We start from the raw sequence: 15,519 nt of genomic DNA, 5'->3' as shown, positions 1-15,519 counted from the left end.
AAAAACATTTTTCAGATATTGAAGAATTCATTGATACATTAGATTGCTTATTTGCATTGCAAAAGATCGTATTTATTAAAAAAACGGGGGTGCTTCATTATGTTGCGTGAAATATGCTGTAATCAGTTTTATCAAAAAAAGATTATCTTTTCTGATGGATTGAATGTCGTATTAGGTACAGACTGGGGGGACAATTCAATTGGTAAGTCAACATTCTTACTCATAGTAGATTTTGTATTAGGTGGTGACACATATGCTAAATCCTTAGATATTTTGAAGAATGTTGATCCTCATGATGTGTGTTTTGCTTTTGTAAAAAATGAAGAGAGCTTTTATTTTGCTCGAAAAAATACTGAACCTAATATCGTATGGACATGTGATAGTGGTTATAATAAAATTCTCAAAATGAGTATAAATGAATATAGGGATTGGTTGAATGCGTTCTATCAGCTAAATTTGCCGGATCTGAGTTTTAGAGACGCTGTTGGTCGATATATTCGTGTATATGGTAAAGATAATTATGACGAAAAACACCCGCTAAATTCTGTTTCAGGTGAAGCAGATAGGGATGCATCCTATGCATTATTAAAGCTTTTTGATAAATATAAACCAGTTTCGATATTATCGGCTCAAGCCGAGGTTTCAGCTAAAAAATTAAAAGCGTATAAAAAAGCTCAGTCTATGGAGTTTATAAGCAAAATAGGCAAACGAGAGTATTTAAATAACTTAAAGGAACTTGAACGATTAAATAAAGAGCTGGAGCTTTTGGCTGTTAATATAGAAAAAGGGTTTGCAGATTCTGATGCGATAATAACAGAGAAAGCGATTGAAATTAAAAGAAGTTTGTTTAGAGTAAGAAAGATGCGAAGCAGCGTTTTAACTCGACTTAACTCTTTGGATGAAAGTTTTCAATATAAGTTTGCTATAACAAATGATAATCTCTCTGAGATTAATGAGTTTTTCCCTAATATTAATTTAAAGAAACTGGAGGAAATAGAACAATTTCATCATGATATTTCAATCATATTTAGAGAGGAACTTAAACAAGAAAGAGCTGAATTAATTGAGGAATTAAAAGAATATGAATCAAAGATTAATTCATATGTAGATGAATTGCAAGAACTAATTCAAAATCCAAACACATCAAAAGCTATTTTAAAGCAGCATTCTGATTTAATAAAAGCAATTGAAAAAATTCAAAAAGAGAATGAAGCATATTTAAAATTGGTATCTTTAGAAGAAACGAAGAAATCGGATCAAGAAAGATTAATAGAAATTGAGAGTAAACAATTTTCTTTGTTGGCGGCCGATATAAACAATAAGATGCATGAAATTAATGATTATATTTATAATGGTGTATTTAATTCACCTGTAATATCTTTTGGACCTAAATCCTACCAGTTTTTTACGCCAAATGATACCGGAACTGGTGTTGCATTTAAAGGATTGGTTGTGTTTGATTTAACCGTCTTATTATTAACTGCTTTGCCATTAATAGTACATGATTCTTTGATTTTAAAACAAATATCAGATAAGGCAATTGAGCAAATTCTAAAATTGTATGAATCCTGTGGCAAGCAAGTTATTATAGCTCTTGATAAGCTTAGCTCATATACTGCGGATTCAGCTAAAATTTTAGAACAACATATGGTTTTGGAGTTGGCTCCCAATGGAAAAGAATTGTTCGGGCGTTCTTGGGGATAATTTCAACAGAGGATAAGTGTCGGGTTGGATATATGAAGATAATTGTTTAAAATTAATGGTTGTCGTTCAAGTATGCGGCAACCGTTTTTGTTTGTAGGTATAATCTCTTGCCGTGAAAGCTTAAAGTGTTTGTCCAGAAAATGGGAGTTATTTTATTGAATTTTTCGACAATTTATGATATAATCAAATGAACATTGAGTATGGAGTGAAAAATGGCGAAAGTAGCAAAAGCAAAACAAGAGAAAAGTATGGAAGCGGCTCTTTGGGAGTCGGCTAATAAATTGCGCGGCGCAGTAGAGCCGTCGGAGTATAAACACGTAGTTTTGAGCTTGATTTTCTTAAAGTATGCGAGTGATAAGTATGAAGAACGCAAGCAAGAAATAATTGACGAAGGACATGCCGAGTTTGTAGATATTGTAGATTTCTACACAATGAAGAGCGTTTTTTATCTTCCTCCGGTTGCGCGATGGTCGTATATCATGGAGAATTCCAAGCAGAGCGATATTGCTCTCAAAATTGACAACGCATTGTTTACAATAGAGAGTAACAATCCAAATTTAAGGGGAGCTTTGCCTGATAATTATTATTCGAGACTTGCGCTCGATACTAATAAATTGGCGTCGTTGCTTGATGAAATAAATAATTTAGATATAACAAAAGACAAAGAACAAGACGTAATGGGTAGGGTGTACGAATACTTCCTGTCCAATTTTGCTCTGCAAGAGGGGAAAGGCAAGGGCGAATTCTATACTCCCAAGTGCATAGTTAACTTGATTGCCGAACTTATCGAACCATATAAGGGCAAGATTTATGATCCTTGTTGCGGTTCGGGCGGTATGTTTGTGCAATCGATGAAGTTTGTACAAGCTCACCACGGCAATACGCGAGATATTGCTGTATACGGTCAGGAAGCTACGAATACCACACTCAAACTTGCACGTATGAATTTGGCGATTCGTGGGATAAGTGCCAACTTGGGCAAAAAAGCGGTAAGCACATTTACCAATGATCAACACCCCGATGAGAAGTTTGATTACATAATGGCAAATCCTCCGTTTAATCAAAAGGATTGGCGTGGGGATAAAGAACTAACGAAAGATCCACGTTGGGATGGTTATGAAGTCCCGCCTACAAGCAACGCTAACTACGGTTGGATATTGCATATGGTTTCTCACTTGTCGCAAAACGGAGTTGCCGGATTTTTGCTTGCCAATGGCGCGCTTTCAGGCGAAGGAACGGAGCTTGCCATTCGCAAACAACTGATAGAAAATAAACTTGTCGAAGCAATTATTATATTGCCTCGCAATCTGTTTTATACGACTGATATTAGCGTTACACTTTGGATAATTAATCGCAACAAAAAAGCGAGAGAGATAACGCAGAATGGCGCGAAAAAGAATTATCGTGCGCGCGAAGACGAAATTTTATTTTTGGACTTGCGGCAAATGGGCTCGCCATTTGAGAAAAAGTATATCGAGCTTACAGATGGCGACCGTAAAAGGGTTGTAGATACATATCATGCTTGGCAAACACAAGAGTGGACCGAAAAAGATAATGTCCATGAATATTGCTATTCTGCTACAATACAGGAAGTTGCAGATAAAGGATATTCGCTTGTTCCGAGCAAGTACATTAAATTCGTGAACCGTGACGAGAATATCGACTACGATACCAAAATGAAGCAACTGCAAACAGAACTTACTGAACTATTGAAAGAAGAAGAGAAATCCAAAGCGGACTTGTTTGCCGTATTAAAGGACTTGGGCTATGAAATCAAATTGTAAAAAGCTCGGTCCGTATATAAGGCAGATAGACGAGCGCAATGTGGAAGATATACATTATGAATTGCTTGGCGTGTCTGTTGATAAATGCTTTATCAAATCTATTGCAAATACAGTTGGCACTGATTGGCGAGGTTATAAGAAAATTCGACGCGGACAGTTTTGCTATATTCCTGATACTTCTCGGCGTGGAGATAAGATTGGAATAGCATTGCAGTGCGATTATGATATTGCGCTTGTTTCACAAGCATATACAGTTTTTGAAATATCTAATACCGATACTTTATTGCCGGAATATCTTAATTTGTGGTTTAAGCGCCATGAGTTTGATAGGTATGCAAGATTTCATTCTCATGGAAGTGTACGAGAAATATTTGATTGGGAAGAAATGTGCAATATCGAGTTGCCTATCCCCGCAATAGACGAGCAAAGAAGAATCGTAAACGCTTATAACACGATCGAGCGTCGTATTGAACTTAAACGCAATATAAATGAAAACTTAGAGTCGCAAGCGCAAGCAATTTTTAAAGCGTACTTTGTTGATTTTTATTTTAACGATGGACAAATGCCATCGAATTGGAAGATTGCAACGATTGGGGATGTCGTTTCTGTTGCACGAGGAGCATCACCTCGTCCGATACAAAAATATATTAGCAGTAACGGCATGCCTTGGGTAAAAATTTCAGACGCTTCATCAAGTTTGACAAAATACTTGTTTACCACATCTGAATGCATTATAATGGAAGGTGTTTCCAGCAGTAGGATTGTAACGCCGGGCACTATGATAGTATCAAATAGTGCTTCACCTGGATTACCAATGATAGTGGAAATTACTGCATGTGTTCATGATGGGTGGCTCATAATCGACAACTATAATCATGTTACTAAAGAATTTATGTACTACTATTTTATTAGTGAGCGACAAAATTTAATTTCATCAAGCAATGGTAGTGTGTTTAATAATCTCAAAACTGATATAGTTAAAACACATCCGATTATAATACCTGATTATGAAACAATGTTGCTGGTAACTGATAGTTTTAAAAAGTTAAATAAGACTATTAAGAATAATGCCATTGAAATAAATGCATTGAATGATTTAAAAAATAATTTATTAAGACAAATTAATTCCTATTAAGACGCTAAATAATCTGTTAGATAACCAGTCTTTGAGTGGAAGTAGAATGAATGAAGTAGATTTTATCAACGCAAAAATGAATAGACAGAATGTGCAAATGCCGCAATTCTTGTACAAGTACAGGCCGTTTGATAGGTTTACTTTTGATATGCTTGATAATGCGTATGTATATCTTTGTCCTGCTGAAAGATTGGATGATCCAAGCGAATGTAAAGTCGATTTTACTGTCCAAGATTTTTATGACTTAAAGACAAATCGGTTGACATTTATGGGCGTGGAAATGATTTTGAGTTTTATCAAACCATATACAACCGAGAAGAATTTTCAATACATAAGAAGCATTGTAGCTCGTACGCTTATGCCGCAAGGAACTGTTAGAAGACATTTTTTATTAGATGCATCTTTTGAGATACAAGAGCTTGTGCCCGATGCCAATATTACTCCTGTTATAAATTGGCTTGGAAGCATACCTGACAAATTGAATGACCCGAACATAAGATATAAGTTTTTAGAACTGTTTTCTCTTGCGCACGATGCACGCAGGGATATGGGTATTTGTTCTTTGAGCGAATTGAATAATTCTGACCAAATGTGGCGTAACTATGCCGACGATTCAAAAGGATATTGTATTGAATACGATACACGAAACTACGAAAACTTGTATGCTCTTTATCCTGTTGTGTACCAAGACAACCGAGAAACGAATATTGTAAACAGCATTTTAAGTTCGTTTATCGGTGAGATGATTTTCGGTATGAGTTATGGTCAAATGGCGGCGGATAGATCGCAATTTGCACGATTGTTTTTAACAAAGGACTTATTTTGGTCGTATCAAAAAGAATGGCGCTTACTCGGCGACGCCAATCAAAAATTGTCTGCGCCGACGATAAATGCAATTTACTTGGGTAAGAATATGCCCGAACAGGACAAGCAGCAGATGATAGAATATTGTAAAAATCACAGCATTAATGTGGAGGAAAAAATATGAATGGAATAGTTTTAGAATTACAGCAAGAATTATTGTCGAAGGATTGCGACATTTTGAATGCTTTGAGAAAAGCGCATATTATTGCAACAAAATTGAAACTTTCTGAATTTGACTCTTGGATTCAGCAAGAATTAAATGGGTATAGCAGAGAAAGTGATGCCCCCGATTATAGACGTGTTCGTGGGGTTTTAAGAGCATTTAATCCTTATGTCGGTTGGATTCCCGCCATGATAGATAACTCGTCATTAGAAGAAACCATTTGTTTGCGAAAATTAATTGATCCTATAAGTTCCTTAATGGATTTATATGACAACTCTAATGATATACAGTTAGAATATACTGGAAGTATTCTTGCAGAATTGCATAAACTTTTTGATGCTCCTATTAAAATGCGTTATGTTTTGTTTGTTGGGTCGCATTGCATTAAAGAGATAATTGAACATATTAAAGATTCTCTTTTGCAATGGACGCTAAAACTAGAAGAGAACGAGATAGTTGGCGCAGATTTAAGTTTTACTACACAAGAAAAGGAAAAGGCGCAATCGTTACCCCAAACTATAAACAATTATTATGGACCAACTAATGTTATTGCTGCCTCTACGTCGAATACACAAATAGCCGTAGGTAATAACAATACTGTTACTTTTGATTATGGTAATGGAAAAAACGCTGTTGTTGAAATTAAGAAATCTATTGAGCAAGAAATAAAGACGAAAGAGGACAAAGATGAAGCTCTGGAGTTATTGAAAGAGGTTAATTCCAAAATAGCAAAAAAGAAAAAGCCAAGTATAATTAAATCCGCATTTGTGGCGTTAAAAGATTTTTTGATAAGTGTAGGTGCAGGGATAACAGTAGCGCTTATAGAGGCAAAGATGAATGGCTTATTTTAGAATCACTTTATGTTAGGAGATTCATTAAGGAATGAAGCTCAATTAGAATTATCCGTAACGGAGTTATTTCAAATGAAGAGTGCGAATATGTGCCCAGTGACATCATTTACGTGAAGTAATAGATGTTTTTATAAAAGCTCAGGAAATTCAATGTGAGTAAAATTTTTAAGAGGTACAAAGGATAATGTATATTAATTTAACGCGTCAAAGCGTTCCATCTCAAGAATATCGGGAACTATTAGGAACAGCGATATGTGTGTTCAATTCAAATAATGCTTTTGTTATAGAAAACATATTGCATACAAATCAAAAAGATTATAATTGGTATGACCTTATTGAAAAAGAATCTGGGCAATTAAAGAAAATCATTCAAGCAACTATATTGACGCGGACAAGCCGAGAGATTTTGGACTTATTTTCCGAATTAGTGGAGATGAGAAATAGAATTATTCACAGCTTTCTAATTACAGACAAAGATAATGAACAAAGGTTAGCGACGAAAACGAGAGTAAAAGACGGAAATAAACAATTTGTGATTACCGAAGAATATATAACGGAATTTATAAAAAAGAATGAAACACTTTGCTTGAAGTTACATGATTATAGAATTTCTTTGCGAAAAGCCAATTGAGAAAAGTTATAATACGAGTTAGGAGATTCACTAATGAATGAAGCTAAATTAGAATTATCCGTAATGGAGTTATTTCAAAACGAAGGGTACGAATATGTATCCGGCGACAGCATTTTGCGCGAAGTCACGGATGTGCTACTTCGGGACGATTTGCGTGCGTATCTTGCGACTAAATATGCGAAAGAGGGGATAACTCCTTCCGAAATCGAAAGTATTATTTTGAGTTTAGTCAGAGCTTCGCACGATCCGCTGTACGACGCGAATAAAGAGATGCTTACTAAAATGACAGAGGGCTTCATTTTTCGCCGTGAGGATAAGACAAAGAAGGACATTTTTATTCGGCTTATCGATTTTAAAAATAAAGACGCGAATATTTTTAAGATAGTCAATCAAGTGGAAATTCAAGGCGTGTCTCAACTTCGTATTCCCGATGCGGTTGTTTATATAAACGGCTTACCGGTAGTGGTGATTGAGTTTAAAAGCGCTACTAGAGAGAACGCCACGATATACAATGCCTACGAGCAGCTGACTGTGCGCTATACGCGAGATATTCCAGATTTGTTCAAGTACAATGCTTTTGTGGTAATTAGCGACGGGGTTAACAATAAGTACGGTTCACTATTTGCCGATTACGACTATTTTTATGCGTGGAGAAAGGTTGACGATGGAGTGAGCGAGGTTGACGGTATAAATTCGTTGTATTCGCTTGTTAAAGGGTTGTTCCGCAAGGACAGGCTGTTAGCAGTTATAAAAGACTTTATATATTTCCCCGATCAATCGCAAAAGGAATTAAAAGTGGTTTGCCGCTATCCGCAATATTTTGCGGCAACAAAGCTATTGGAAAATATAAAGCTTCACCAAAAGCCGCAAGGTGACGGTAAAGGCGGTACATATTTCGGTGCTACGGGTTGCGGCAAGAGTATTACAATGCTTTTTCTGACCCGTATGCTTATGCGGAGCGAGTATTTCAAGAGTCCGACGGTTGTTTTGATTACAGACAGAACTGATCTCGATACTCAGCTTTCCTCTACATTTTGCAATGCCAAAAAGTTTATCGGAGATAATACGGTTGAGAGTATTGAGTCGCGGGCAGACTTGCGCGAAAAATTACAGGGTAGAGCAAGCGGTGGCGTGTATTTAACGACTATACAAAAGTTTACAGAAGATATTCAGCTACTTTCAGATAGAACGAATATTATTTGTATTTCTGACGAGGCACATCGTTCGCAAGTAAATTTAGAACAGCAAGTGAAGGTAACTGATAAAGGCGTTCAGCGGCGTTATGGCTTTGCAAAATATTTGCACGATTCGTTACCGAATGCAACTTACGTCGGGTTTACGGGTACGCCTATCGACGCGACAATCGATGTGTTCGGCTCGGTGGTAGATAAATATACTATGACAGAATCTGTTAAGGATGGCATTACTGTCAATCTTGTTTATGAAGGCCGTGCGGCGAAAGTTACGCTTGATAAAAACAAGTTAGAGGAAATAGAAGCCTATTATGCGCAATGTGCGGAAGAAGGCTCAAACGAAAATCAGATAGAAGAAAGTAAAAAAGCAATGTCGCAGTTAGATGTCGTTCTCGGCGATCCAGACAGATTGGAAGCGATTGCAAATGATTTTGTTGCGCATTACGAAAAGCGTGTAAGCGAAGGTGCAACCGTTTGCGGCAAAGCTATGTTTGTGTGCGCTAACAGAGCAATAGCGTTTAGTTTATATGAAAAAATCAAGGCGATTCGTCCGCAGTGGACTGACGTGAGGGAAGCGGATGAGGGCGTTGATCTTACCGATAAAGAACGTAAAGAGATAAAACCAATTGCCAAAATGAATATGGTAATGACGCGCTCGAAAGATGATATTCCTGCATTGTGGAATCTTCTCGGTAATGATGATTACAAAAAGGAACTCGACAGACAATTTAAGAAAGTTAAGTCGAATTTCAAAATTGCAATTGTAGTGGATATGTGGCTTACAGGTTTTGATGTCCCCGAACTCGATACAATGTACATAGACAAGCCGGTGCAACAGCATACTCTTATTCAAACCATATCGCGCGTCAACCGTGTTTGCAAAGGCAAGGACAAAGGTCTTATCGTTGATTATATCGGTATTAAAAACAGTATGAATAAGGCATTGCGCATATACACCGATTACAAAGAAAATGATATAGAAGAAATAGGCAAGTCGGTTATTATAGTGCGTGATACGTTGGAAGTTTTGGATGCAATGTTTAAGACTTTCAATGTAAAGCCGTTTTTTGACGGTACTCCGTTGGAGCAACTTGATTGTCTTAATCACGCCGTTGAGTTTGTGCAACTGTCGAAAGAAATGGAAGATCGTTTTATGCAACTTGTAAAGCGGTTGAAAGATGCTTATAATTTGTGTAGCGGCGGCGATGAGCTTTCGGATGCCGAGCGCGATAAAATTCATTTCTATCTTGCCGTGCGTTCTGTACTATTTAAACTTACGAAAGGTGAAGCACCCGATACGGCGCAAATGAATAAGCGAGTTGCCAAACTCATAGAGGAAGCAATACAGGCGGAAGGTGTATCGGAAATTTTTACTGTAGAAAAAGACACGCCGCGGTTGGAGCAAGATATTTTCAGTGATGAGTACATTGAGCGGATTAACCGTATTCCAATGGTAAACACAAAGATTAAGTTACTACAGCGGCTTTTGAAACGCGCAATAGATGACTATAAGAGAATAAACCGGATAAAAGGCATTGATTTTACTGAAAGGATGAATGCCATAGTGGAATTGTACAATGCTCGTCGTAGAGATAAGGCATTTGCAAACGAAGTGCTTGACGATGTTGCTGAACAACTGACCAAATTATTGAAAGAACTCGGCAACGATAAGCTTTCTTTTGAGGCGCTGAATATCTCATTTGAAGAAAAAGCGTTCTTCGATATTCTGGAGATAATAGCAAAGAAATACAACTTCTATGACGAGTACATAGAAAAGTACGGTAATGAAAGCTTGCTAAAACTTGCAAAAGAGATTAAAACGATAGTAGACGATAAGGCAAAATATGCAGCTTGGTCGGCAAGGGACGACATAAAAGCAGAACTTAAAGTGAACATCATTTTGAAGCTTGCCGAGTATCATTATCCGCCTGTTACAGTGGATGAGGTATATAAAGAGGTTCTGGCACAGGCGGAAAATTTCAGAAAGTATTCAGAATAAATTTACAATGAATTATTCAGTGAACATTGCAAAAGCTTTGAGAAATGTTTATATTTGTATTAAATTAGAACGATATTTGTTTGGTAACGATTGTGGATATTAAGAAAAAGAGAAAGCATAGAAAGCATACGGTAAATGATTTCTATTGCGGAAATAAACGCCATAAGGAAAAGTATGGTTTTATTGAGATAGAAAATCCGGAGTATTACAAGAAGGGCAACAGATATGATTACGTTGGTCCGGAATTTTTAATGCGTAAGCCGACACCGGAAGAACGAAAAGAGATAATCGTAAACTACATCATAGCGCATAACGGCAAATATATAGATATGTTTGCACTTGCTGAAAAACTTTGCATATCAGATCGTTTAATGCAGATGACATTAAAGAGTTTAAGAGAAGAAGGGATTATAGAAGTAATACATACTTTTAGCGATACTGGCAAGCAACTTCAAAATAGATACAGATATATTGGTGCGCCGTGTGAAAGTTACGGAGCAGGATTAAGTTTGGATATGCTTTATGATACTGAAAACAGAGCGGGGTTTAGAGCTTGGGATTGGGAAGATTTTAAGTTCAATAATGACGGATCTTGGTATGCTTTATATGGTTTGGATGGTTGTAAAATAGAGCGCAGGAAACTAAGGAGAAAATACCTTGAACGAGTAAATGTAGATGAATCTTACGGCGTGAAAAATGCAAAATATTTTGTTTTACGATATTGTCATTGGATAGAGAATAAAGAAGATGTACCAATTCCGCCAGAACATATTAAAATAAATCATACAACAGGAGAGACGTATGATGGTCGTCCCGGAAGTTTATCTGCTGACGGCACAAAGAAGTTTGAGCTTGAACCTTTAGATAATATATTTGCCTTTGCACTGTTCGGTACGTTTTTTGCGGCAGAGTATAATGGCGTGAAAGATAATCCGCAAATACATTTGTTTGATCCGAGAATAGACGAAGATTATATTACGTTTACTTATTGGGGAGATAACGTATTGCATTTGGCTTGGGATACTGATGACGGTAGAGAAAAACATTTGCAACTGGTAGGTGAATTTACAAGCAAATAAATATATTAAAGATAGGCTATGTGAGCCGTGCGATCTATTTCGTGCGGCTCATATTTTGCAAAAAATTTTTTATAAAAATTTTAGAAAAGTAGGGGCGAAATTTAGCGTTAGTAAGTGTAAGGCTTTTTATCATGCCATAAAGGAGGTGATGCGTATGCGCTAGAAATAGACTTGCAAGCGGTCTTTAAATGCTTGCAAACAATGGAAATAACGGAGGAATAATGGAACAAAAACAATTAAAGCAATTTACTTTTTATGATTTGTATTGGGATTTGATTCGGCAATCGGACGACGCTTCAGCAGGGAGAATGGTGCGGAATATCTGTCAGTATATGTTGACGAATGAAGAAGTGGCAGAGTCGCAGGACGATAAAGAAAGCTTCTTTTGGAGTAATATCGTAGACTTGTTGGAAGAAGATAAGCAAATCGAATTGAGCGGCAAGCAGCCGAAAAATCTTAACAGTAAAATGCGGCACTTTACGTTTGTGGATACATACTACAAGGCAATTAAACTTATGAACGAAGCGGAGAGCGGACAGTATGTTAAGGCAATTTGTGAGTATATGTTTGACGGCACGGAGAGGAAATTGAAATCGCCTGTGGATGCATACTTCGCACTTGCTAAACGGAAATTGGAACTATCGAGAAAGAGAAAGCAAATAGGTTCGATAGGTGGCAAACGTGAACGCGTAAAGATAACAAATGAACAAGTGAGAAACATTACAGACAATGCTGAATACGGCATATCGTTCGAAGAATTTATGGGACTGCATCCGAACATTCAAAACGATTTGTATGCTTCGAATAAGCAACTTTTGGACAAGGTAGATTGGGCGTGTTTGGATATTGGAATGGATAGACATCCGGAATATAACAGGTGCAGTAGCTTGTATCGATTATTGACCCACTATAAGGAAATCGTTGGGGATATTTAATGGTAGCAAAGATGGAGCAAAGTGTGGCAGGTTTCTTGAAAAAAGTAAGCAGGATAAGGAAAGTGGGCAAAAAGCCCATTTCGAACTTTGGAAAAGCGGGAAACCCGCTTTCCGTTTAACAACAAATAATTTAAATAGGAGAAATAAAAATGAAAAGAAAACAAACAAAAAAAGCAGTAGACCGTCATATCAGAATAACGGACATTGATATGTTGGAACAGATAGACGAAATAATGGAAGATCCGGAATACAAGAGTTTTAGCAAAGTCATCAATGACGCATTGTTTTACGGTTTGCCGATTTTGCGTAACAAGCTGTACGGAGAGGTTACGCTGGATGACGAACAGCCCGCGCCGCAGAGACCGCAAATAAATGGCAGTAGGTTAGATGACGAGTTGTTCGATACTATCGTCAAACTGATGAAAGAGACCGTGCTTAACGTAACGATTAACAAGTCAATATTATCGTCGGTATACCACGATTTAGGACGAGTAAACAAAGTTTTGCAGCTTGATAACGATCTATACGAGAAAGGACTAATGAGCGATACGCCGGACTATCTTTACGAATACGAATTGGAAGGGTTGAAAAAATTACGCCGGTAATTCCCAAAAGTACTTGACTTGCATATAAGCTTCTGCTAAAATATACCAAATCGTATATATACGACAAATATATTTTACGGAGGTAAGTATGGAAAAGGTAGATAGGTCTATAAAAGACAAACGCTACGAAGAAAAGCACAAAGTTGAGAGAAAGGCAAAGTGCATGGTATGGGGAACGAGCGTGCCGAGAGAGAAAGCCGAACAAATAAATGAGTTTTTGAATAGATACGGCTATACAAAGGTACAGTTAATCGAGGCGGGTTACAAAGCGTTATTAGACGATGCCGCCGAACAAGATTTATCCCTTGCTAAGATAGTAGACGGTTATGATGACTTTTTCGGTTTTGAGAAGGTTGATAAAAAGAAAACCGAATAACTAAAATCTTATAAACGAGGAGGAACACGCTATGAAAAGAGGACATAGTATTCAGAGCTATAAGGGTGATAAGTAATTACCCGAATAAGGACATTTGAAAGAACAAAACACGTTACAAGCGGACAATTCCGTTATGCTACTGCTTGAATCGCTGAAAAAACAAAACGAGCTATACGAGCGAATTCTGTTGGGGGTGGTTCCGCAGACCAAAACAAGTAAGGTTAAAGAGAATCGTCGGAATGTGCTGAAATTCACAAAAAAGGAGATTTCAAATATGCCGACATCATTTAGAAACGTCTTTGCGGTGAACGATTTGATCGTACACTACCGTTTGAGAAAAGACGGTGTTTACGAAGCGAGATTTCACAGACAAGGAATTGATATCGAAGTTTCGTCCAAAGACTTAACAATGCTCAAAAAGAAATTTGTCGATAAGCTTAACGGCAAAGATGATAGCCGTAAGCCTAAGAAGGCAGACAAGAGCAAAAAGACATTCGCGGAATATGCCGACGAATGGCTGAACATTAAAAGAGTTACAACCAAGCAATCGACCTATAAGGAATATGTTCGTATGATTAATCACGACATATTACCGGTATTCGGGGAAACATTGGCGACCGAGATTGACCGAAGCGATTTGCAGAACTTTTTGCTGACCTACGTTGACAAAGGTGTTTTGCGAACTGCGCACAAACTGTTCTTGGTTCTTAGGTGTATCTTCGATATGATTGCGGACGATTACAACATTCCAACGCCCATGAAAAAGGTGGTCGTTCCAAACTACCAATGCAAGAAAGGCTCGGCGTTTACGTATGAAGAGGAACGGAAGCTTGTTAACTATTGTCTCTCAAACCTCAAAAAAGACGCATCGCACGCCTTAATTGTACTTTTGTATTCTGGAATGCGTCGAAGCGAATTAGCCTCTTTAAACGTAATTGACAACGTTTGGATTGAATGCGAGACGAGTAAAGAACGCATGGGTAAGGATATTGTAAAGCGTAGAATCCCGTTTACGCCAATGATGAAGCGCGTGCTTTCGTACGTTGACTTTGAAAAGGCGAAGAGGGTAAACCTTAACACATTGCATACTACGGTTAAGCGGTTATTTCCAAATCACCACTTGCATGAACTGCGGTACACGTTTATCACGCGCTGTAAAGAATGTGGTGTCCACGGTGAATTGGTAATGCTGTGGGACGGTCACGAAGAGGATAGGAGTATACATTCTTCGCGCATAGACCGAGGTTATACTGACTTCTCGGATGCGTTTCAGCTTAAAGAAGCAGCGAAGGTGGACTATCTTAAATGGGACTTTAATGACACAACGGACTAATAGAAAGTCGTAAAATTGCCCCAAAAGACTACGGACAATTCCCAAAAGATTCCCAAAACCCCTCCCAAAATCGGTAAGTCAGTCATTTTTTCAGACATTTGTATGAAAAAGAAAAACCATATGTTGTGTTCACTGTTTATGAATTACAACATATGGTAGGCTGGCAGGGGTAGAAAGATTCGAACTTTCGGAATGACGGAGTCAGAGTAAATGGCAATCGCTTACTCGAAAAAAATTCAACAAATATATTTATTTGTTTGTTTCGAAATACTCGATAAATGCCGGTTCGCTTTTTAATTCTTTTATCGCGATTTCGCGCGTGTCGAAGAATGAGGAGCGGGGAGAGTGCTGCGGTTGCCAGTATGGTGTATTAGGTCGTCCCATTTCGTCAAAAGGCTCGTCGTCGGTCATTAATTCCTCGTATATATAATAGAAATAACCCTCGTCGGCGCGCAGTAAAACGTATCGTTTGGTTTTATCAAACGAGTAGAAAACGTCGATTACTTCGTCGACGAACTGTTCGTCGTTGATTATATGGGAATTATTATTTAGCTTCTGATCAGACATTTTATCGAAAAAAGTTTTTTATTACAAAACCCGCTGCTTATGCAACGGGTTTTATTGGTGCCGGTGATCGGAGTCGAACCGATACGGGTTATTAGCCCACCGGATTTTGAGTCCGGCGCGTCTGCCAATTCCACCACACCGGCAGGTGCATAAATGATTTTACTATATATAAAAGAAAAAGTCAAGCGTTTTCCGTATAACCGTACAAAAAACAAGGAAGTGTCAGGCAACTTTATAGAATTAACGAATACCTTATAATAGGAAAAAGCAACGCCGTGCTTGGCGTTGCTTATATCTTAC

General features: G+C 37.7%; 13 protein-coding genes and 1 tRNA gene. 12 read left to right on the top strand and 2 right to left on the bottom strand.

The genetic code is table 11. The features are described 5' to 3' along the window. Positions 1 to 99 precede the first annotated feature (99 nt). From HDT28_02400 to HDT28_02345, 12 genes are all read left to right on the top strand, one after another. Positions 100 to 1,704, top strand: coding sequence for a DUF2326 domain-containing protein (locus tag HDT28_02400; GenBank protein MBD5131432.1), 1,605 nt, complete (start codon positions 100 to 102; stop codon positions 1,702 to 1,704). A 212-nt stretch (positions 1,705 to 1,916) separates the two neighbouring features. Then, entirely contained in the window at positions 1,917 to 3,488 is a 1,572-nt protein-coding gene (locus tag HDT28_02395; protein ID MBD5131431.1) for an SAM-dependent DNA methyltransferase, read from the top strand. Continuing rightward, the gene (locus tag HDT28_02390) at positions 3,472 to 4,623 is read left to right on the top strand and encodes a hypothetical protein (protein ID MBD5131430.1); all 1,152 of its coding nucleotides are present in this window, start codon (positions 3,472 to 3,474) and stop codon (positions 4,621 to 4,623) included. Before HDT28_02395 ends, HDT28_02390 begins: the two co-directional genes overlap by 17 nt. A 46-nt stretch (positions 4,624 to 4,669) precedes the next feature. Then, entirely contained in the window at positions 4,670 to 5,611 is a 942-nt protein-coding gene (locus HDT28_02385) for a DUF2971 domain-containing protein (protein MBD5131429.1), read from the top strand. Beyond that, on the top strand, positions 5,608 to 6,501 hold the full coding sequence (locus HDT28_02380) for an ABC transporter substrate-binding protein (protein ID MBD5131428.1): 894 nt from the start codon (positions 5,608 to 5,610) through the stop codon (positions 6,499 to 6,501). The genes HDT28_02385 and HDT28_02380 overlap by 4 nt, the downstream gene beginning before the upstream one ends. A 184-nt stretch (positions 6,502 to 6,685) precedes the next feature. Beyond that, positions 6,686 to 7,132, top strand: a complete 447-nt coding sequence (locus HDT28_02375; protein ID MBD5131427.1) for a selenium binding protein — start codon at positions 6,686 to 6,688, stop codon at positions 7,130 to 7,132. A 33-nt stretch (positions 7,133 to 7,165) separates the two neighbouring features. Beyond that, positions 7,166 to 10,324, top strand: a complete 3,159-nt coding sequence (locus tag HDT28_02370; GenBank protein ID MBD5131426.1) for a type I restriction endonuclease subunit R — start codon at positions 7,166 to 7,168, stop codon at positions 10,322 to 10,324. 92 nt (positions 10,325 to 10,416) lie between these two features. Continuing rightward, on the top strand, positions 10,417 to 11,403 hold the full coding sequence (locus HDT28_02365) for a hypothetical protein (GenBank protein ID MBD5131425.1): 987 nt from the start codon (positions 10,417 to 10,419) through the stop codon (positions 11,401 to 11,403). A gap of 221 nt (positions 11,404 to 11,624) precedes the next feature. Then, positions 11,625 to 12,338: a hypothetical protein gene (locus HDT28_02360; protein ID MBD5131424.1), complete on the top strand. Its 714-nt coding sequence runs from the start codon at positions 11,625 to 11,627 to the stop codon at positions 12,336 to 12,338. A 149-nt stretch (positions 12,339 to 12,487) separates the two neighbouring features. Beyond that, entirely contained in the window at positions 12,488 to 12,943 is a 456-nt protein-coding gene (locus tag HDT28_02355) for a hypothetical protein (protein MBD5131423.1), read from the top strand. A gap of 88 nt (positions 12,944 to 13,031) precedes the next feature. After that, on the top strand, positions 13,032 to 13,319 hold the full coding sequence (locus HDT28_02350) for a hypothetical protein (GenBank protein MBD5131422.1): 288 nt from the start codon (positions 13,032 to 13,034) through the stop codon (positions 13,317 to 13,319). Between the two features lie 274 nt (positions 13,320 to 13,593). After that, positions 13,594 to 14,652 carry a hypothetical protein gene (locus HDT28_02345; protein ID MBD5131421.1) on the top strand — a complete coding sequence of 353 codons (1,059 nt, stop codon included), beginning with the start codon at positions 13,594 to 13,596 and terminating at the stop codon, positions 14,650 to 14,652. A 249-nt stretch (positions 14,653 to 14,901) separates the two neighbouring features. Here HDT28_02345 and HDT28_02340 read toward each other — a convergent pair whose 3' ends face one another. Then, positions 14,902 to 15,219, bottom strand: a complete 318-nt coding sequence (locus HDT28_02340) for a hypothetical protein (protein ID MBD5131420.1) — start codon at positions 15,217 to 15,219, stop codon at positions 14,902 to 14,904. Positions 15,220 to 15,274: 55 nt separating this feature from the next. Further along, a tRNA-Leu gene (locus HDT28_02335) sits at positions 15,275 to 15,362 on the bottom strand. Between the last annotated feature and the right edge of the window lie 157 nt (positions 15,363 to 15,519).

This window comes from Clostridiales bacterium, from assembly GCA_014799665.1.
Lineage (GTDB): Bacteria > Bacillota > Clostridia > Christensenellales > Pumilibacteraceae > Anaerocaecibacter.
This window is presented reverse-complemented; position numbering and strand designations above follow the sequence as displayed.

Coding starts and splice junctions, on each gene's coding strand:
- HDT28_02355 (MBD5131423.1), top strand. CDS start 12,488: ATGAAAAGAAAACAAACAAAAAAAGCAGTAGACCGTCATATCAGAATA.
- HDT28_02350 (MBD5131422.1), top strand. CDS start 13,032: ATGGAAAAGGTAGATAGGTCTATAAAAGACAAACGCTACGAAGAAAAG.
- HDT28_02380 (MBD5131428.1), top strand. CDS start 5,608: ATGAATGGAATAGTTTTAGAATTACAGCAAGAATTATTGTCGAAGGAT.
- HDT28_02370 (MBD5131426.1), top strand. CDS start 7,166: ATGAATGAAGCTAAATTAGAATTATCCGTAATGGAGTTATTTCAAAAC.
- HDT28_02375 (MBD5131427.1), top strand. CDS start 6,686: ATGTATATTAATTTAACGCGTCAAAGCGTTCCATCTCAAGAATATCGG.
- HDT28_02385 (MBD5131429.1), top strand. CDS start 4,670: ATGAATGAAGTAGATTTTATCAACGCAAAAATGAATAGACAGAATGTG.
- HDT28_02345 (MBD5131421.1), top strand. CDS start 13,594: ATGCCGACATCATTTAGAAACGTCTTTGCGGTGAACGATTTGATCGTA.
- HDT28_02360 (MBD5131424.1), top strand. CDS start 11,625: ATGGAACAAAAACAATTAAAGCAATTTACTTTTTATGATTTGTATTGG.
- HDT28_02400 (MBD5131432.1), top strand. CDS start 100: ATGTTGCGTGAAATATGCTGTAATCAGTTTTATCAAAAAAAGATTATC.
- HDT28_02390 (MBD5131430.1), top strand. CDS start 3,472: ATGAAATCAAATTGTAAAAAGCTCGGTCCGTATATAAGGCAGATAGAC.
- HDT28_02395 (MBD5131431.1), top strand. CDS start 1,917: ATGGCGAAAGTAGCAAAAGCAAAACAAGAGAAAAGTATGGAAGCGGCT.
- HDT28_02340 (MBD5131420.1), bottom strand. CDS start 15,219: ATGTCTGATCAGAAGCTAAATAATAATTCCCATATAATCAACGACGAA.